The 17,936-nt window shown below is 47.7% G+C and carries 17 protein-coding genes; 8 read left to right on the plus strand and 9 right to left on the minus strand.

Annotated features, from left to right (window positions below; genetic code table 11):
• Positions 1-45: 45 nt before the first annotated feature.
• Both OIK42_RS16520 and ahr read right to left on the minus strand, forming a co-directional pair.
• On the minus strand, positions 46-1,572 hold the full coding sequence (locus tag OIK42_RS16520) for a DUF3369 domain-containing protein (protein ID WP_273642180.1): 1,527 nt from the start codon (positions 1,570-1,572) through the stop codon (positions 46-48).
• A 205-nt stretch (positions 1,573-1,777) separates the two neighbouring features.
• Positions 1,778-2,779, minus strand: coding sequence for an NADPH-dependent aldehyde reductase Ahr (gene ahr, locus OIK42_RS16525; RefSeq protein WP_273642181.1), 1,002 nt, complete (start codon positions 2,777-2,779; stop codon positions 1,778-1,780).
• Between the two features lie 107 nt (positions 2,780-2,886).
• On the opposite strand from ahr, the gene OIK42_RS16530 reads away from it, so the two are divergent.
• The gene (locus OIK42_RS16530; RefSeq protein WP_273642182.1) at positions 2,887-3,801 is read left to right on the plus strand and encodes a LysR family transcriptional regulator; all 915 of its coding nucleotides are present in this window, start codon (positions 2,887-2,889) and stop codon (positions 3,799-3,801) included.
• 58 nt (positions 3,802-3,859) lie between these two features.
• Here the strand turns inward: OIK42_RS16530 and OIK42_RS16535 are convergent, their stop codons facing one another.
• Positions 3,860-4,390 (minus strand): hypothetical protein, encoded by a 531-nt coding sequence (locus OIK42_RS16535; RefSeq protein ID WP_273642183.1) that lies wholly within the window; start codon positions 4,388-4,390, stop codon positions 3,860-3,862.
• 706 nt (positions 4,391-5,096) lie between these two features.
• On the opposite strand from OIK42_RS16535, the gene OIK42_RS16540 reads away from it, so the two are divergent.
• Together OIK42_RS16540 and OIK42_RS16545 are read left to right on the plus strand one after the other, a co-directional pair.
• Entirely contained in the window at positions 5,097-5,513 is a 417-nt protein-coding gene (locus OIK42_RS16540) for a hypothetical protein (RefSeq protein WP_273642184.1), read from the plus strand.
• Positions 5,510-6,004 (plus strand): WD40 repeat domain-containing protein, encoded by a 495-nt coding sequence (locus OIK42_RS16545; protein ID WP_273642185.1) that lies wholly within the window; start codon positions 5,510-5,512, stop codon positions 6,002-6,004. Before OIK42_RS16540 ends, OIK42_RS16545 begins: the two co-directional genes overlap by 4 nt.
• 335 nt (positions 6,005-6,339) lie before the next feature.
• Here the strand turns inward: OIK42_RS16545 and OIK42_RS16550 are convergent, their stop codons facing one another.
• The 3 genes from OIK42_RS16550 to gorA form a co-directional block, all read right to left on the minus strand.
• On the minus strand, positions 6,340-6,546 hold the full coding sequence (locus OIK42_RS16550) for a hypothetical protein (RefSeq protein WP_273642186.1): 207 nt from the start codon (positions 6,544-6,546) through the stop codon (positions 6,340-6,342).
• Positions 6,547-6,612: 66 nt separating this feature from the next.
• A complete protein-coding gene (locus OIK42_RS16555; RefSeq protein WP_273642187.1) occupies positions 6,613-6,837 on the minus strand; it encodes a bacteriocin in 225 nt (74 codons plus the stop codon).
• Between the two features lie 648 nt (positions 6,838-7,485).
• A complete protein-coding gene (gene gorA, locus OIK42_RS16560) occupies positions 7,486-8,832 on the minus strand; it encodes a glutathione-disulfide reductase (protein ID WP_273642188.1) in 1,347 nt (448 codons plus the stop codon).
• A 382-nt stretch (positions 8,833-9,214) separates the two neighbouring features.
• Here gorA and dps point away from each other — a divergent pair, with 382 nt between their 5' ends.
• From dps to map, 3 genes are all read left to right on the plus strand, one after another.
• Positions 9,215-9,727, plus strand: coding sequence for a DNA starvation/stationary phase protection protein Dps (gene dps / locus OIK42_RS16565; RefSeq protein WP_273642190.1), 513 nt, complete (start codon positions 9,215-9,217; stop codon positions 9,725-9,727).
• Positions 9,728-9,862: 135 nt separating this feature from the next.
• Positions 9,863-10,069: a ParD-like family protein gene (locus tag OIK42_RS16570; RefSeq protein WP_273642191.1), complete on the plus strand. Its 207-nt coding sequence runs from the start codon at positions 9,863-9,865 to the stop codon at positions 10,067-10,069.
• The gene (gene map, locus OIK42_RS16575; protein ID WP_273642193.1) at positions 10,062-10,838 is read left to right on the plus strand and encodes a type I methionyl aminopeptidase; all 777 of its coding nucleotides are present in this window, start codon (positions 10,062-10,064) and stop codon (positions 10,836-10,838) included. The genes OIK42_RS16570 and map overlap by 8 nt, the downstream gene beginning before the upstream one ends.
• Before the next feature lie 22 nt (positions 10,839-10,860).
• On the opposite strand, the gene nosR is transcribed toward map, so the two are convergent.
• The 3 genes from nosR to OIK42_RS16590 are packed head-to-tail and all read right to left on the minus strand — an operon-like array spanning position 10,861 to position 14,731.
• Positions 10,861-12,183 (minus strand): response regulator c-di-GMP phosphodiesterase, NosR family, encoded by a 1,323-nt coding sequence (gene nosR, locus OIK42_RS16580; RefSeq protein ID WP_273642194.1) that lies wholly within the window; start codon positions 12,181-12,183, stop codon positions 10,861-10,863.
• A gap of 46 nt (positions 12,184-12,229) precedes the next feature.
• Positions 12,230-13,879 (minus strand): sensor histidine kinase, encoded by a 1,650-nt coding sequence (locus tag OIK42_RS16585; protein ID WP_273642195.1) that lies wholly within the window; start codon positions 13,877-13,879, stop codon positions 12,230-12,232.
• 9 nt (positions 13,880-13,888) lie between these two features.
• Entirely contained in the window at positions 13,889-14,731 is an 843-nt protein-coding gene (locus OIK42_RS16590) for a phosphate/phosphite/phosphonate ABC transporter substrate-binding protein (RefSeq protein ID WP_273642196.1), read from the minus strand.
• 440 nt (positions 14,732-15,171) lie between these two features.
• Between OIK42_RS16590 and prlC the strand changes: the two genes are divergently transcribed.
• Together prlC and OIK42_RS16600 are read left to right on the plus strand one after the other, a co-directional pair.
• Positions 15,172-17,217: an oligopeptidase A gene (prlC, locus tag OIK42_RS16595; RefSeq protein WP_273642198.1), complete on the plus strand. Its 2,046-nt coding sequence runs from the start codon at positions 15,172-15,174 to the stop codon at positions 17,215-17,217.
• Positions 17,217-17,906, plus strand: a complete 690-nt coding sequence (locus OIK42_RS16600; RefSeq protein ID WP_273642199.1) for a DNA-3-methyladenine glycosylase I — start codon at positions 17,217-17,219, stop codon at positions 17,904-17,906. The genes prlC and OIK42_RS16600 overlap by 1 nt, the downstream gene beginning before the upstream one ends.
• Positions 17,907-17,936 lie beyond the last annotated feature (30 nt).

Below are 17,936 nucleotides of genomic sequence, written 5' to 3' on the forward strand. Positions count from 1 at the left end.
GTGATTCGTCGGATTAGTTATACCGCCAGTGGCGTTCGACGACGATTATTCGGGATCGGGGAACATCTCGCGGATGGCACTGAACTGGTCGAAGTTACCGAGCAACAGGTCAACTAAAGCGGGGTCGAATCGGGTGCCACGATGTTGCTCAAAGTACTGATAAATTTCGGCATCTGACCACGCTGCTTTGTAACAGCGTTTACTGCCCAGCGCATCGAAGACGTCAGCGACTGCCGATATTCTGCCCGCAATTGAAATAGCCTCGCCGGTAAGCCCTCTGGGATAACCTGAGCCGTCCCAGCATTCGTGATGTTCATGAGCAATAGTGGCGCCCACCCTTAATATAGGATTGCTACTTTTATACAGCATGTCATAGCCCGCCCGGGCATGAGTGCGCATGATGGCCATCTCTTCTTCAGTATGGCGACCAGGCTTATTTAAAATGTGATCCGGGATAGCCACCTTTCCCACATCGTGCAGTGGCGAAGCCAGTTTAATCATTTCTGCTTCGTTTTCGTTCAGACCATAAAGCTCGGCTAACATTGCACTGATATGTGCAACCCGCTTTACATGTGAACCCGTCTCTTTAGAACGCATTTCCACCGCTTCGCCAATAATGTATGACAGCTCTTTTTGCGACTCGCGAATAACTTCGCGTAGTTGAATGTTCTCATGGGCCACGGCGATGCTGTTGGCAAAAAACGACAAAAGGTGATGCTGATCGGGTTCGAGAGGATCGTCTTTTGCCACATACAGTACGTTTTCCATTCCTCTTTTAGTGGTGAAATAGCTAACAAAATAGTCTTCACCCTGAATGCTCCGATGCTGATTAAGGGCATCTTCGATATGCATCCGGACGCGGGCTGGCATCGCAGTTGTGCTTTGACGCAAGTTAGTGGCAAGAATATTGTATTGCGGCCCGCTTTTATTATCCCGACTCACCGCACAGCAAATAATCCCCGAGGTTTCAATGCCCAGCACAATTGAAATTTGATTAAGAATGGCCGAGGCAAACTGCGGTAAGGTATCGCACTCAATAAACTCGGTCGTGGCACTAATCACTTTCTCAAGGCCAAGGCGATGCCGCTCTATGAGTTTGATGTCGCGATAAGCGCGCAGTGCCGCATACATGCTGGTTTTCAGACGCAGGGCGGTAAGTTCGGTTTTATTTTTGTAATCATTAATGTCGTAGTCGCGGATGACCCGTTCTTCTGGTGCCTCGCCGGGTTGCCCGGTGCGCAAAATCAAACGAATAACATTATTATTGAGGCTGGTTCGTACCCAGTGCACTAACTCCAGGCCGGCTTGCGTGGTTTCCATAACGACATCAACAATAGCCACGGCAATATTGCCGGCAGTGTCGGCTGTTAAAATTTCGCGGGCTTCGCGTGCACTGGCGGCAGAGATTAGTTCTACAGGCCGATCTTCAAAGGTAAAGTCGGCCAACACCAAACGGGTCACGGTGTGAATTTCGGGTTCATCGTCTACTACCAGTATTTTCCAGGCCGCAAGCGTACTGGTTTGCGCTGCGCAGTCATCTTCATCAAAAAACAGTAAATCATCACCAAGCATTACGGCTACCTCAATACGACTTAGTTACACTATAGTACGCCTGAGTCAAAGCTGCCTGTGCAATTATTGAGCACGATTGGGTATAGGCTCTTACGCTGATCAGCGCAAAACCACCGTGATGTACTTTAAAGTTTTTGGTGCTGCGCTTATCCAGACCTGCCCATGAAGCGGTAATGTGGATAGGCGCAGCGCTATAGTAAAGGGGCTAGCGTTTCAATACGACACGGTAATGGGGTTTACTGTTACGGAGCCTGTCTATCGCTTCGTTTATTTGCGCAAAACTGAAGTATTCTGTGACGGGCTCAATCTTGTGTAAAGCGGCAAAATCGAGCATCTTACTGATGGTGGCAGGGCTGCCTACCGGAGTGCCGGACACCGAGCGCTGGCCCAATATTAATGGAAATACATTTACATCAAGCGGTTCAAGTGTGGCCCCCACAAAATGTAAACGGCCTTTAGGCGCGAGTGTGGCCACGTAGGCATTCCAGTCCAGCTTCACGTTGACGGTAGACAGAATAAAGTCAAAATATCCTGAAGCCGCTTCTAATTCTTCGGTATTACTACTGTTGAGTACTTTGTGTGCTCCCAGCTTTTCCAGTTCGGCAGTTTCTGCCGTATTACGTGTAAAGGCCGTGACCTCACATCCCCAGGCATTTAAAAATTGCAAGGCAATATGCCCCAAACCACCAATACCAATAACACCGACTTTAGACGTAGGTTTAATGTCGAACTGTACCAAGGGATTAAATACCGTGATCCCGCCACATAACATCGGTCCCGCAGAGTCAGGGTTTATACCCTCCGGCAGGAGCACCACAGCGCTGGCCTGTGCGCGAACTTTTTCAGCAAACCCTCCGTGGCGGCCTCCGATAGTCATTTCGGCGCTGGAGCACAAATTATGATCGCCCGACTGACAAGTGTGGCAGGTATTACAATACGCTGAATGCCAGCCTAGCCCGACACGTTGGCCTACTTTGACAGCGCTGACATTGTCACCCACCGCGCTGACTACGCCAATAACTTCGTGACCGGGCACAAAGGGGTATTCGGTAAGGCCCCAGTCATTGTCCAGCATGCTCAGATCGCTGTGGCAGATACCGCAGGATTCAACATCAATTTCTACGTCATCCTGCAACAACGGGCCTGGGTCGTATTCGAACGGTTCTAGTTTGGCACCGGGTGCTGAGGCTGCATAGGCTTTGATCATGGTGTTCTCCTTTAGACTGTATTGATTTAGCAAACATTTATTGTCAACAGCAAAAGTGTGATGCATATTAATAAGTAGAACAATACTCGATTTTGAAACTCATCGTTATGAAAAGCGAAACAATAGACTTGCGTTTGTTACACTACTTTGTTGCAACCGCCAACACGCTGAACTTTACTTCGGCCGCAGCAAAGCTGGGGATCCCCAAGTCAAAGCTAAGCAAAAGCATTGCCAGACTTGAAAGCGAACTGAACCTGAGCTTATTTGAACGCTCATCCAGGGTGGTAAGGCTAACGGAAGCAGGGCGATTGCTTTATCGTCGTGCCGAAGTGTTGATTGAAGAGTCCAGTCATCTGCTGGACGATTTGCGGACCATGAGCAATAGTACAGCGGGCCGGTTGAGACTTGCAGCTTCACCCGCTTTGGGGCGCTTTTTGTCTGAGGAGTTGTTTCCCCGGTTTTTGCAGCAATGGCCGGATATTTCCATTTCTTTAAAATTGTCCTATGAGTATGAGAACTTATTTCAGGAAGGGTTAGATCTCGCGTTCAGGATGGGTAAAAATCGCGATGACAGTTTAATCGAAAGGCAAATTGGTGCGGGAAATCGGGTGCTGGTGGCGTCGCCTGAGTATCTGCTGTCATGTGCGCCCATCCATCAGCCTTCAGATTTACTCAAACATAAGAGTATTCAAATTTTTGAGGGCGACAGACCCACCTGGGTGCTACAACGTGGCGAACAAACTGAGCAGGTGAACCTGAACGTTGCGTTTCAGTGCGCCGATTTTGTGAGCCTGGTGAATATGATTAAAGGTGGCAATGGTATTGGTCATCTTCCGTGGTTTGTTGTGCGCGACAACATTGCCAGCGGCGAACTCATACAAATTTTACCGCAGTGGCAAAGCCCGCCACTGCCGATTTCTGTGGTTTATCGACAAGGTTACAACAAGCCCGCCCGGTTGGCCGAATTACTCAAGTGGATAGATCAAAATACGCATCTGTTTCAACTTTGCGCTCCTGGTTGATGACCCTTTTCTGTGAATATAATGTGGCTACCAATTCGAAGAGCTGATGTTTAATTGTTCAATCAGATAATTTGTCAAGCGCAGACTCAATATCACCCAAAGCAGAGAGCGCGGCATTCTCGATTACTGTTTTAGAGTCTGAAAATATGCTGCTTTCTTCCTTACTGCTCGTTGCAACTGTAAGCCCTGTATCGGCGTCAATCAGGCGATAAAAAACGACAGCACTGACCGAATCAACACCTATATTGCTTTTGTAGGATTCTGTTTCTGAAACCGACAGCTCAGTAATGAGTATTCCATTTGCACCCAGGTTACTAGCAATAGACTTCATCTCACTAATGTCAAAGCCCGCATTCCCATTGCTGTAGTTGTCTTCTACATATTTAGGCGAAAAAACAACCATGTTTTCACTGGAGATAAGGTTATGTTCGAGAATATTAGTCAATTCGGCACTGTGGGCGCCTGTAGCCGGAAATACCACGATACTATTCCATTTGATATTTTCGTAGCGTTCATTAAACGCCAGGTTTGAGCACGATATTACCAATAAGCATGCTGAGATAATAATTGCGTTTCGTAACAGAGTCATTCGCTATCCTTTAAAATTCAGTTAGGTACGAAATTGCCAAATCAATGACATGGGTACCAACAGTAACACTCCATATTTCATAAATACTACCTTCACATCCTCTGATGCAAGGAGGTACTGTGAATAGAATAATCAACCGTTGTAAATTTTGTAAAGCAGAGTCGATAGTATATCACTGTAGTATATTGAACTGCTAATAATTTGCCGATCCCGCTCAGTTGTAGGACCGAGCCAAAAAAAGGCAAATTAATATTGGTGTTATTTTTGGGGGAAAGGTCAGCTCATCGCAATTTTTACGGCAGCTGTGAGCGATTTGCGGACATCAGATGGTCGGATTGTAATCGTCAGCTAAAACTATATTTTTCACACAGCCTTTACGGATTGCGGTTGCTTGCGAACCTGATTTTTGATGGATTTAAGTTACAAAAGACAGATCACGTAGATGCCATTCGTTTAACCCAAGTAGCACGACTTAACTACCCCTCTGCACAGTAGCGCTTAGCATACAAAGATGCCATGGTGTTGGCTTTGTTAAACGAATAAACAACAAAGAATTAGGTTGTCCTTTCTGTTTTCACGGCAAAGTGTACCAAGTTTCGCCGAAGTAACGCACTGTTCCACTTCAGGTTTGTGAAACCACACGTATCTGTTGGCGCGTTTGCAAAAAAACGGTATGGTCTGGGTTTTCTCAGTGAGAGTCATAACCTTGAACAGATATCTTCGTTTAGCCGTTTTGCTGGTATCGGTTCAGTGCGTTGCCTGTACCTCTGAGCCTGAGCCCGTTAACGATATCGGGCGATGGCAAATCACTGACTCATTCATTCTGTCTGCAGCGCTGTCGAAGCAGGGCGAGTATACCGCGCTATTGTTCTCGCATGGGCGGCTCGCTGTTTGGGATAACAATACGCAAAAGCGGCTTGTTGACTGGCATGCGCCGTATGTCTTGCCTGATACCTCAATGATGTATATGGATGAGTCTGCGCGATATCTCTTTTCGGCGACGCGTACAGTCGTTCAGGTTTGGGATACCATGAGTGCCGAGCCCGCAGGCTCTTTGGTTCTGTCTGTTCAACTAGGCGACGGCAGCATTACCTCGCTCATCAACACGATGCTGATGTTGTGAAGTTAATCGTGTCGCCAGACGGTGAGCTATACAGTGCGGGTAATGATGGCCTGGTTGTCAGGTGGGACAAGCAAGATAAAGCGTCAGAACAAACGCTCACCGTACCGCATCGTGTTACCAGCCTTGAAGTGGGGCAGGATCATAAAGTCTTTGTTTCTGACGCGCTGGAAACGCAAGTTCTCTGGCAAAGTCAGCACAACGCAATTATCAGTGAGCTGGCGTATTGGGAGCGATTTCAATGGTTCCGCGCAGCGCGCTTTGCCCCTGTTAATCCGTGGTTGATTACATCATCGCCAAAGACTGAGATGATTATCTGGCAGCTCCCGGAAGGTAACCCCATTGCGCAGTGGTGGGCTGAAGCTCAGGGCTTTGGCTCAACCGTTTTGGATATGCGTTATACCAATCCGGCAACGTTGCTCACTGTTACATCTGACGGTGTTTTGCAGGATTGGGATATAGCAGACATTGTGGAACAGAGCGGTTCGCATTAAGGCTATTGGGTAAAGCAGTCAGGCGACACGGGTTCGCCTGCACTTTTGCAATGCTGTATTAGCTTGGGAGCGCAAAGCTCACACCTTCTCTGACGCCACTTACCATTCCCGAGAGTGAGCTGGTAGCACTGGCTCAGGAGCGTGGCAAGCAAGTGAAAGCCTACTTGGTTAATCAAGCCCACATAGAAGCCAGTCGCCTGTTTTACTTAATAGTCGGGAGCATCTGCAGTCTCAGTCGGGTGGAGTTGTCGTTGCAGGCGGATTAGATTTAGCCTGATATTCTCAAAAATCGAGCGAGACTAATTACGAACGTCTCTTGGCGCGAATTAAACCTGCTACTCATTTTTTGTATCTTTATACCATTCATCAAACCACCTTTTGAATGCGACTCCAACAATCAAAAGGAAAATAATAATTAATATTGTTTCACCAAATGTTCCTAGAACTAATACATCTCCTATCCATGCTAAGCTAACAAGTATAAATAATATAAAAATATACGTACTCCAAAATAACGTTCTTTTTTTATTAAGTCTTTTCATGGTTTTTCCAGTTTATCGACAATATCGATAGATTCGATATTGTCGGTATATGCATTTTTTTAGGCTTTAGTTAAATAAGTCATAAATAGCACTACCTAGCTCTTTGCCTAGATCATCGGCTCCCAAAGCTGTTGCTGCGGCGAAAGAAGCACCACCTACTGATGCCAATGCAGATCCTACGGCAAATGCTGTCATACCTACGCTTATACCAGTAATTGTGACGCCTGCAATCACGAGCTCATCTACACCACCACTTACTTCTTGTAACTCATTTACGTTTAATTCACGCATAATCTTCTTTCCTTAGATATTGGTTTTTAAACCAGGATGTTGTTTGCTAGCTGTTGACTAGCGGTTAATAATAGTGGACACAATCACCCATCATATGTTGGCTAGTTTCACTATTAATTCGGGCTTCGTTATTAAGTTCTGATTAGTTAACTCTTCTTTTAAGCCTATTAATAGGCTCTAGTAACCATTCGATTAATGTGCGCTGTTGTACCAGCTTGCTCAATACGTGTATTAGCTTCTAGAATTGCTCTGTGAGCGTCTTGCGAGGTGAGGTTTATTGGTAAGTAAGTCATGTTATCTGCTCCTCTGGATGATGGAGTAATTATGATTCACGAATAGCTGAATAACACCTGTATCTATGGACGTTTGTAGTTGGATTAGTCTTAAATATTTCGTCTTACTGTAGTTGACGAGATAGTTAATTCAGAGGTTTACAGAAGTAATATTTTCGAGGTCTGAATTATGAAACGTAGATATTCCTTCATGTTTAATTTGGCCACTATTAGGTACAGAAAGGGGGAAGCACAGAGAAAGAATGTGATTGAATGACATCAGTAATGTACTACCCCTGTTCAGCAATTGAATTGCATAAGAGTAGTACATTTTCCAGAAAGTACTCAGCTACACTTTTACATTCCAGAACGCGATCTACATAGTAACAAACTCTTCGGCGCTGGTGGGGTGGATAGCAATACAGGCATCAAAGTCTGCTTTTGTAGCACCCATTTTAATTGCTACGCCAAAGCCTTGTAAAATCTCATCCATCGCGTAACCGATACCATGTAAGCCCACGACCTTTTCGTCGTCGCCGGCGCAGATAAGTTTCATACAGGTAAGCTGGCGGTGGTGCGTGACGGCTGTATACATGGCGGCAAAGCTGGAACGATAAATAGTCAGATTGTCCTTACCGTATTTGGCTTCCGCTTCGCTTTCAGTCATACCGATGGTGCCGATCGGCGGGTGACTGAATATGACCGTGGGGATCATCGCATGATCAAGATGGGCATTGTCCTGACCGTTAAAGAGGCGTTCGCTTAACATGCGGCCGGCTTTCACGGCTACCGGCGTTAATTCTGGCTGGCCGGTAATATCGCCAACGGCATACAGTCCGTCCACATTGGTATTTTGAAATTTATCGACCACAATCTGGCCGTTATTGCGCATCTCTATGCCGGTATTTTCCAGCCCGATCCCAGCGGTGTTAGGCTGGCGGCCTGTGGCCCAGATAAGGCAGTCTACGATGAGGGTATTCCCGTCGGTCATACTCAATTCAAGATCGCCATTATCAAGCTTGGTGACTTTTTCAATTTCGGTTTTTTCGTGAATATCGATGCCTTCTTCGAGCATCAGGGTTTTTAGGGTTTCCTGTAGCATGTCATCAAAGCCACGCAGCGGTAACTCCTGGCGGATTATTGAGTGAGTTTCGCTCCCCAGGGCGTTAAGAACGCCAGCCAGCTCAACACCAATGTAGCCACCACCCACGACCGCTACGCGACGAGGTTGTTCAGCGAGTTCAAAAAAGCCGTCTGAATCTATACCATGCTCGGCACCGGGAATTGCTGGCCGAAAGGGTTTACCGCCGGTAGCGATTAGGATGTGCGCAGCGGTATATTGCTCGCCGTCAACTTCAACGGTATGCGCGTCGATAAATTTCGCAAAGCCCTTAACCAGGGTAACCTGGTTATTGCCCAATACGCGATCGTATGAGGCGTGAATGCGCGAGATGTAGGCCTGACGACTGGCGACCAGTTTAGACCAGTCAAACTTGTTTACAGTGACATCAAAACCATAGTCAGGGCCATATTTATGTATAGCTTCTGCAACCTGGGCACCATACCACATTGCCTTTTTGGGAACGCAGCCCACATTGACACAGGTGCCACCGACTGCCTTGCCTTCAATAAGCAGTACTTTTTTGCCGTGTTTTGCGGCACGGTTGGCCGAAGCGATACCGCCACTGCCACCACCTACACAAATATAGTCAAACTGTTGCATTACAAAATTCTCTCATTTTTAGTTATTTGCATTGTGACACGAATTAACTCACATCGACAATTCCCGCCAATCCGGCTGTCCGTTACAACGTTAACAATGACCGGAAATGGGTTGAAGATCTTTCCTTATCGCTGTTTGCCTTAAGTGGAGACGCCCGGACAAGCTGAACTTAATGCTGGCTCTGAATATTTTACATCAGTTTGCAGGATTTACTGTTTATGGTGACTGTTTATCGGTAAATACACTTTTGCTTGCAGCGCTGCAGCCTACGTTTTAAAAGGCCTGAAGGGTATATTTCCTATCCGGTATAGGGCTTGCTTCAGTTATACGACACGATGTTTATTAAATAATAAGTATCATTTTTAAATGAGCAGGAGGAAAAATGAGTAACGTAAAAATTGCAGAATTTACCGCTCCGGGTATGAAAGACAACCAGGCGATAGAGACCATTGCTATATTGGATGATCGCATGGTGGCGCTGATTGATCTTCAGCTCACTCTTAAACACATTCACTGGAACGTCGTCGGTCCAAACTTTATTGGCGTGCACGAAATGCTGGACCCACAGGTCGAGGCGGTACGTGAAATGACCGACACGATAGCTGAGCGCATTGCCACCCTCGGGGGCGTGCCAGTCGGTACACCTCAGTCACTGGTCGATCGTCGCCGCTGGCAGGATTACAGTGTTGGCAAAGGGCTCGTTACCGACCACTTAAGCGCGCTCAACAAAGTTTACGACGGGGTGAATGAAGACCACCGTAAGGCACTCACTAAGCTGGCAGAAACTGACCCAGTGTCTGAAGATATGGTGATCGGACAGCTAGCCCAGTTAGAGCAGTTCCAATGGTTTGTCAGAGCCCATATTGAGTCGTCGACCGGCGAACTCAAGCAATAATTGCGGGCTTAACTACCTAAAAAACCGTGGCAATCGCCACGGTTTTTTTATGCCCAACAAAATAATCATTGGCGCAGCCGGATAAGTTTATATATTGTGTAGCATATTATAGCAAAACATATATGGTGGATGGTTTTGGGAATCGTTAAAATATCGGACAAGCTGCACAAAGAAGTGCGCAAGAACAGTATGGTCATGGAACGTTCTATTAATTCCCAGGCTGAGTTCTGGATGAAGATAGGGCGGCTCGCGGAGCAGAACCCGACTCTGACATACGAGCAAATCCTGGCCACAGAAATGCGCGAACAAAATATCGCGTCGGTGCGACTGGTGCATGAATAATATCAACATTAAAACGCCGGCAGAGTTATCGTTAATGCGCGAGTCCGGGCGTTTATTGGCGAGGGTTTTTGAGGCGCTGAACTCCCTTGTTGTCGCCGGTATCACCACGCTCGAAATAAATCAGTTTGTTGAGCACTTTATCGTCGAGGTGCTCGCTGCCAGACCCGCCAGTAAAGGTCAGTATGGCTACCAGTACGTGCTCAATAGTTCCATCAATGAAGTGGTTTGTCACGGTGTGCCGTCGGCAACCAAGCGCTTGCGTAATGGTGATATTGTTAATCTTGATATCACCCTTGAGAAAAACGGTTTTATTGCTGACAGCAGCAAAATGTATGTGATTGGTGAGACGTCCTTACAAGCCAGGCGGTTGGTTGATGTGGCTTATCAGGCTATGTGGGAAGGGATTAACCAGGTTCGGCCGGGGGCGACAACGGGCGACATTGGCCATGCTATCCAAACCTATACTGAGCGTCACGGTTTTACTGTGGTCAGAGATTATTGCGGTCATGGCATTGGCCGTGAGATGCATGAAGAGCCGCAAATTCTTCATTTTGGCAGGGCCAAGACCGGGGTGACCTTAACCGAGGGAATGGTTTTTACTATCGAGCCGATGATTAACCAGGGATCATATAAAACAAAGCAAAAAAAGGATGGCTGGACGGTAATCACCCGCGACCGCAAATTATCTGCTCAGTGGGAGCATACCCTTGCGGTAACGGCTACCGGATACGAGGTGTTAACGCTGCGGCCAGAGGAAGCAATGGCGTAGAACGCGGCGTATGGTGAAGGGCTTATTCTGTGTTATCTTCGCCATCCTCTTCTTCATCATCAGTTTGCTTTTCAATTAAGATCTCAAAGGTTCGCTTGTGATCTCTCTCATATTGCTTGAGTTTGCCAATGGTCGCGGCGGTAAACTCATGCCCGGCAGGCAATAATAAAATGTGGTTTTCGTTGTACAGGTTATTACCAAGCACTAACCCCGGGGTTAATGCATTTGTACCAATATGGTCGTCAATAAACTGCGGTTTATCGATGTCGCTATTGCTTAAGAGTAAGTCAAGATAGGCACCATCGTAGCGGCTGTTTGTGTATTTTTTGAGTTCAGCCTTGGCTTCCAGGGGCGGCATTTTATGGCCGGTCATACGGCCACTGACTAATCGCCAGTAGTCGCGGGATATGGCATGAATACGTGCACCAGTTGGTATCTCGTTAGCGACCTTTTTAAACAGTCCGCTGCCGTTATAGTGCTCAAACTGAAACTCAATAATGTCAGCAATGGGTTGCATATGCACCGCCGGGGCCAGAATTGTTTTTGCCAGCGTGGTTTGCGACAAATAATCTTTTTGCTGTTGGTAGGTGAGTTTGGCAAAAGGGGGTCTGAACGCTTCGGGTTTTAAACCCAGCAAGCCCAGCTCACCAATCAGGCTCGCATAGGTAAATAACCGGATATCTTCCTGATTAAAGCCGGCCTGGGTTGCTAGTTTTTTAGTTAGCTCACTTACCTCAATAGCAAACTTACCGTCGACATCAGGGTTAATGGAGATAACATTAAACAGCACTTGCTCGAGGGCGTTATTGCGCAGTTCAATGCGTTGCAGTGCAGCCCTTATCTGGCGCGTGCGTTTTTGTATGGTTTTTTCCAGATTGCTGTTTATTTCCTTTAGCTTGTTGTTTTGGCGCTGCGTGAGTTTTTGTAAACGGGCATTTTCGTCTTTTAGTTTTACGCGTTCCAGGCCTTCCTCAATGGTGTTGATGAGCTCCTGGTTGTCCCAGGGCTTTTGTAAGTACCGGTGAATCCGGCCGTGATTGACCGCTTTAATCGTTGAGTCAATGTCGGCAAAGCCAGTTAATAAAACCCGGTAGGTATCTGCTGAGGTGTTGGCAACTTCTGCAAGCAGCTCAGCGCCTGTCATTCCGGGCATTTTCATGTCTGATATAATAACATGCACCGGTTTTTGAGCCATGACCTCAAGCGCCGCTTCGCCACTATCCACTAATATCAGCTCGATTTTTAATGTAAACAATGCCCGCTTGATGGCGCGCAGTATATTTTGCTCGTCGTCAACGCAAAGCACCCGGTAAAGCGGTTTATCTGCGTGTTCCGTGATTGTCATAGCCATGTTCCCCGATAAAAATAATGCGCTCTGAGTAATACCGCACTCAGTCTTCAGCTTTGCCACACAGTGGCAGGGTTACCGTAAAAACGCTGCCTTCACCTGGGGTGCTTTGCACCTCAATGTTACCGCCGTGCTCCTCAATAATGCCGTAAGAGATTGACAGCCCCAGGCCCGTGCCCTGGCCTTCCGGTTTTGTGGTGAAGAAAGGGTTAAATAATTTTTCTAAATTAGTATCAGTGATCCCACAGCCGGTATCAGCAATTGTGACTTTCGCTGCATCACCAACTAACTCTGTTTTGATTTTGATCACGCCCTGTTGACCCGTTTCCTCGATGGCCTGGCCGGCATTAATCAGAAGATTGGTGAAAACCTGGGTGATTTTGCCTAAATTAAAATACATGTTGGGCAGCTCGGCGAAGTGTGTTTCAACTTTGCAAATGTACTTAAGCTTGTTGTTAACCATGGTCAGCGTTGTCGTCAGACAATGATTCAGGTCATACCATTGCAGCTCATCAGAGTCGACGCGAGAAAATACTTTTAACCCTTTGACGATTTCGCTAACCCGTTTTAATCCTTCCCGTGACTCTTCTATGAGCGGAGCCACATCGGCGCTGATAAAGTCCATGTCATGCTGAGTGTAAAATCGCTGTAGTTCGTCTACACGCTTACGTAACATATCGTCAGATTCACTGGCATCAAGCTGTTTAGCGAGGGTCATTAACAGCTGTATAAGGGGCAGGTAATCCTCCAGCGTGTTGAGGTTACTTGAGACAAATCCCACCGGATTATTGATTTCATGGGCAACGCCGGCGGCAAGCTGGCCTACCGACGCCATCTTTTCTGCCTGAAAAAGCTGCTGCTGTGCTTCTTTTCGATCTTTATTAGACTGCTCCAGCTCAATGTTTTTATCCAGCAGTGCCTGGGTGCGTTCGGCAATCTTTTTTTCCAACGAGGCGTTCAGTGCTTTCAGTTGTGTTTCTGCCCGATCCCGTGAGTCGCTCTCAGAAGCAAGCGTGTTCACCAGCGTATTAAAGGATCTGGCCAGTTCCGCAAGTTCGTCGTTACCTTTAATAGGAATAATGATATCGCGGTAGTTTTTTTCAGGTATGGCCTGCAACATATCTTTGGCGCCTTTTCGCAGGGCTTTGAGTTGCGATGTCAGGTAAGTACCCAGACCGAATGAAAAGACCGCGACCAGCACTAATTCCAGCAAGGCCAGCGAAATAATCCAGTTGCGGATTGTCAGCACAGAGGACTGTACCGCCTTAATATTTATACCGATTTGGATTTCACCGTACTGCTGACCCGCCACGGTAATTGCCCTGTTGGTGTCATAAACTGAATCGTCAACAACTGAGACCGCAGTATCGCCCACAAACAGCTGGTTTAATACGCTATCTTCTCCGGCCTGAGCCAATACCCTGTTTTGGCTGTCTATGACTTTTGCATACACAATGTCTGGGTTTGTCATCAGCTCCTGCACTGATGTTTCGAGGGCGGCGAGATCAAGAGACAGCAGCGCGTTCTTGGTTGTGGCGACAAATAAATTGGCGGTTGTTTGCGCTCTTTTAACCACGGTGTCTTCGATTAAGGCGTTAATAAACGACAAACTGGTGATAATTAAAATCAGCAGTAACGTGGCCTCAATCAGTGATGTGCCGGCGATGGTTTTAGTCCGTAATGAAAGTCGCATAATATCAACTCAGTAATGGGGTCTGGATAACGAGTGAATACCCAGTGCCCTGACATCATCCCAGTCTTCATTGGCGGCAGCCTGTAATTGATTAAAATTGAGCTGTTCTAGCAGAGTGCGCCCTTGTTCGGTCTCATCGAGCTGCGAAAAAGCGCGGATAAGGTGTTGCCTGTGAGCGTCCGGCACGTCGCTGTGCGCGGCAATGGCATGGCCGGTATATTGCTGACTCCGCCACAACACCTTTAATTCGGCGCGTTGCTCAGCAGGCAAGTGCTCCAGCGAACGCATAATGCCGCCACCGGCGGTAAACAATCCTTTTATAACACTCAGATATACGGAGTCGTGAGAATGTACATAGCGGGGGGTGATGCTTACGCCAGCGTGATTTAATTCGGCGCGTGGGATAATACTGGCCGCAAATGCCGTTGGTGCAGGAAAAGCCAGCGTTAACCCATGAAGTTGCGATATGTCGTTGATTTGGCTATCCCGGCGAGTAACAATAATACCCTGCAGTGGTTTCTTCACATCTCTTACCAAAGGAACGTAACCGCTTTTATCGTGAAAAACAGTGTAGTGATAGGGATTCATATAAGCGATATCGTAGTGTCCCTGAGCGAGAGCTTCCTCAAAACTGGGAATATCCTTGGCGGTAACAAATTTAAGCGCGATGCCGGTTTGTGCGGAGATATGTTGCAATACCGGTGTCCACATTTGGGCCAGCTTATAGGCAGACTGCTGAGGTACCACACCAAAGGTATAAGAGTAGGTCGGTTTTTCTAAAGAGGTAGGGATGTTCTGCCCTAATGCGCTGGTAGCATAAATGAGCATAAACGTGAGCAATAGGTATTTCATATCCACCTCTGGTTACTGCGTGATAAAGGCAAAATAGCGGTACTATCTGCACCGGCCGGCAAATTGGGCAGCGCGGCACCTCTGCAGTCTGGCTGTGTTGTGCCGGTACTCAAACACGTTAAGGCATAAACAACCGTCATTATTGAACCTTCTTACACTTACCGTTTTAGTTTAGTACGCGAATACAAACTCTGCTCACTATGCATAAAACCATTTCAATCCCCGGCGCGTATTTATACTGATAATGCTAAACCCTGGGCTGCTGCGCCTGGCTTTGCCAGCTTGCGGATAATGTGGCACAGCGACGATTAGCATCAATAAGTTCTGGTGGGTAGCGGCCACATAAAAACCCGTCGCGCAGCGCTACGGGACTTGTTTTTTTGTGTATTCACCCCCATCCACTCACTATCAAAAATTGGTAACGGAACCTAACAGTAATTATGACAACAACTGCACTCGAACAGGTTGGTGGATTGCCACTATTTTCAGAGATTACACCCGATCAGGTTAAACCCGCTGTCACTAAAGCCATTGCTGACTGCAAACAGACTATTGAGGCGGTCGTCGCCAGCGGCGATTTTTCTTATGCCAATGTAGTTAATCGCATTGATGAAGCCGACGACACGCTAAGTAAAATCTGGTCGCCGGTTTCGCATATGAACTCTGTGGTCAGCAGTGATGAATTACGTGAGGCTCACGATGCCTGTTTACCATTACTGTCAGAATACGGTACCTGGGTTGGTCAGCATGAGGGACTGTTTCAGGCCTATAAGGCGCTGCGCGAAAGCCCCGAGTATGAACAACTTGATGAGGCCCAGCGCAAGGTCGTCGACAACACGCTCAGAGACTTCACCTTGTCAGGCGTAGCATTGCCCGCCGACAAAAAGCAACGCTTTGCTGAAATTCAGGCGCGTTTGTCCGAGCTGTCGTCGACCTTCAGTAATAATGTTATGGATGCCACCATGGGCTGGACCAAACACGTTACTGATGAAGCTGACTTAGCTGGATTGCCGGAATCAGCCCTGGCTGCAGCAAAGCAGGCAGCGCATCAAAAAGATCTGCAAGGCTGGTTGTTTACCCTCGATATTCCAAGCTATTTACCTGTCATGCTGTACGCCGAAAATCGTTCGTTGCGCGAGGAAATGTACCGTGCTTATGCAACCCGGGCGTCGGAGCAGGGGCCTAATGCGGGCACCTGGGATAATACCGCTATTATTAACGAAACCCTGGCGTTACGCACTGAAATTGCCACCTTGCTGGGATTTGCCAATTACGCTGAGCGTTCGCTGGCAACCAAAATGGCCGCTTCCACTGAACAGGTAGTGGGCTTTCTGCGCGACTTAGCCGCCAAAGCCAAACCACAGGCAGAGCAAGAGCTGGCCGAGGTAAAGGCTTTTGCCGCAGAGCAACACCAAATGGACAGCCTCGAAGCCTGGGATGTGCCGTACTTTAGTGAACAACTCAAGCAACAGCGCTATTCGATTTCTGACGAAATATTACGTCCGTACTTTCCTGAGCATCGGGTCATTACGGGGCTTTTCAGCGTGGTCGAAAAGCTTTATGGTCTTACCATCAGTGAGGCTGAAAATGCCAACACCTGGCACAAAGATGTGCGCCTGTACAGCATTACAGACCGCGATGGCGCCTTGCGTGGACAATTTTACTTCGATCTTTACGCCCGCTCTAAAAAGCGCGGTGGCGCATGGATGGATGAATGCCGGGTACGGCGTTTTCAGACCTCCGGCGACCTGCAAATTCCCGTGGCATATTTAACCTGCAATTTTAATGGCCCGGTGGGTGACAAGCCCGCCCTGTTTACCCATGATGAAGTGGTGACGCTGTTTCACGAATTTGGTCACGGTCTGCATCATATGCTAACGCAGATGTCTGTGCCCGGTGTGTCAGGCATCAATGGTGTGCCCTGGGATGCGGTAGAGCTACCGAGTCAGTTTCTGGAGAACTGGTGCTGGCAGGAAGAGGCCTTAGGTTTAATTTCCGGACATTACGAAACCAACGAACCGCTACCCAAAGCGTTGCTCGATAAAATGCTGGCTGCCCGCGATTACCAGGCCGCCATGCAAATGATCAGGCAACTGGAATTCAGTCTGTTCGACTTTGTTTTGCATATGGAAGATGGCGAACATGTGGATGTGCAACAGATCCTTGGTCAGGTGCGCAATGAGGTGGCGGTGATCAAGCCACCGTCCTTTAACCGTTTCCAGCATAGCTTTGGCCATATCTTTGCCGGCGGCTACGCGGCGGGTTACTACAGCTACAAATGGGCTGAGGTGCTGTCTGCCGATGCGTTCAGTCGTTTCGAAGAAGAGGGGATTTTTAATCCACAAACCGGCGCGGATTTCTTGCATAACATTCTTGAAATGGGCGGTAGTCGCGAACCTATGGATCTCTTTATTGCCTTTAGGGGGCGGGAGCCACAGGTAGATGCGTTATTACGCCATAACGGTATTGTGGTGGCGAACAGCTGATGGCGGTTGAGTCATTTGACGCTATTTACGCCCGTGCAGCAGAGCGTAAAGGCGGTAGCAAAGGTCTTGAGTATATCGTTAGTCAGCCGCTGAGTGCGGCTGACGTAGGTGTTTTACCCGACGACCGGGTGCTGTCTGAGTTTACCAAAAAGGTGTTTCAGTCTGGCTTTGTGTGGCGTGTGATTGAGCAAAAATGGCCAGAATTTGAAGCCCTGTTTTTTAATTTCGATATCGACAAAATACTGCTGATGTCGGATGAAATGCTCGAGCAGCGCGCCAGTGACAAACGCATTGTCCGCAACCTCAAAAAGGTCATGACGATACGCGATAACGCCCTGATGCTGCATGATATCCGCCTCACTCATGGGGTTAGCTTTGGCCAGTTTGCCAACCAGTTTCAGGGCGCCAGGATCATTGAGTTGTGGCATCATCTTAAACAGCACGGCGCGCGACTGGGCGGCAACACCGGCCCTTATGCACTGCGCACGCTGGGTATCGATACCTTTATTCTTAGTCGTGATGTCGAAGGTTACTTTCGCGCCTACGATTTAATTAGCGGCGGACTCACCTCCAAACGCAGTCAGACCACCATTGCCGAAACCTTTGCCCATTGGCAACAGGAAAGCGGCCGCAGCTTGCAGGAAATCAGTCAGATTGTTGCTTACAGTTGCGGTGACAACCGGGTATAGCATTACCTGTTAAATCAACCTGGCTCCAGG

Origin of the sequence: Alteromonas gilva (genome assembly GCF_028595265.1) — a bacterium.
Lineage (GTDB): Bacteria > Pseudomonadota > Gammaproteobacteria > Enterobacterales > Alteromonadaceae > Alteromonas > Alteromonas gilva.

Coding starts and splice junctions, on each gene's coding strand:
- OIK42_RS16520 (WP_273642180.1), bottom strand. CDS start 1,572: ATGCTTGGTGATGATTTACTGTTTTTTGATGAAGATGACTGCGCAGCG.
- ahr (WP_273642181.1), bottom strand. CDS start 2,779: ATGATCAAAGCCTATGCAGCCTCAGCACCCGGTGCCAAACTAGAACCG.
- OIK42_RS16530 (WP_273642182.1), top strand. CDS start 2,887: ATGAAAAGCGAAACAATAGACTTGCGTTTGTTACACTACTTTGTTGCA.
- OIK42_RS16535 (WP_273642183.1), bottom strand. CDS start 4,390: ATGACTCTGTTACGAAACGCAATTATTATCTCAGCATGCTTATTGGTA.
- OIK42_RS16550 (WP_273642186.1), bottom strand. CDS start 6,546: ATGAAAAGACTTAATAAAAAAAGAACGTTATTTTGGAGTACGTATATT.
- OIK42_RS16555 (WP_273642187.1), bottom strand. CDS start 6,837: ATGCGTGAATTAAACGTAAATGAGTTACAAGAAGTAAGTGGTGGTGTA.
- gorA (WP_273642188.1), bottom strand. CDS start 8,832: ATGCAACAGTTTGACTATATTTGTGTAGGTGGTGGCAGTGGCGGTATC.
- dps (WP_273642190.1), top strand. CDS start 9,215: ATGAGTAACGTAAAAATTGCAGAATTTACCGCTCCGGGTATGAAAGAC.
- map (WP_273642193.1), top strand. CDS start 10,062: ATGAATAATATCAACATTAAAACGCCGGCAGAGTTATCGTTAATGCGC.
- nosR (WP_273642194.1), bottom strand. CDS start 12,183: ATGACAATCACGGAACACGCAGATAAACCGCTTTACCGGGTGCTTTGC.
- OIK42_RS16585 (WP_273642195.1), bottom strand. CDS start 13,879: ATGCGACTTTCATTACGGACTAAAACCATCGCCGGCACATCACTGATT.
- OIK42_RS16590 (WP_273642196.1), bottom strand. CDS start 14,731: ATGAAATACCTATTGCTCACGTTTATGCTCATTTATGCTACCAGCGCA.
- prlC (WP_273642198.1), top strand. CDS start 15,172: ATGACAACAACTGCACTCGAACAGGTTGGTGGATTGCCACTATTTTCA.
- OIK42_RS16600 (WP_273642199.1), top strand. CDS start 17,217: ATGGCGGTTGAGTCATTTGACGCTATTTACGCCCGTGCAGCAGAGCGT.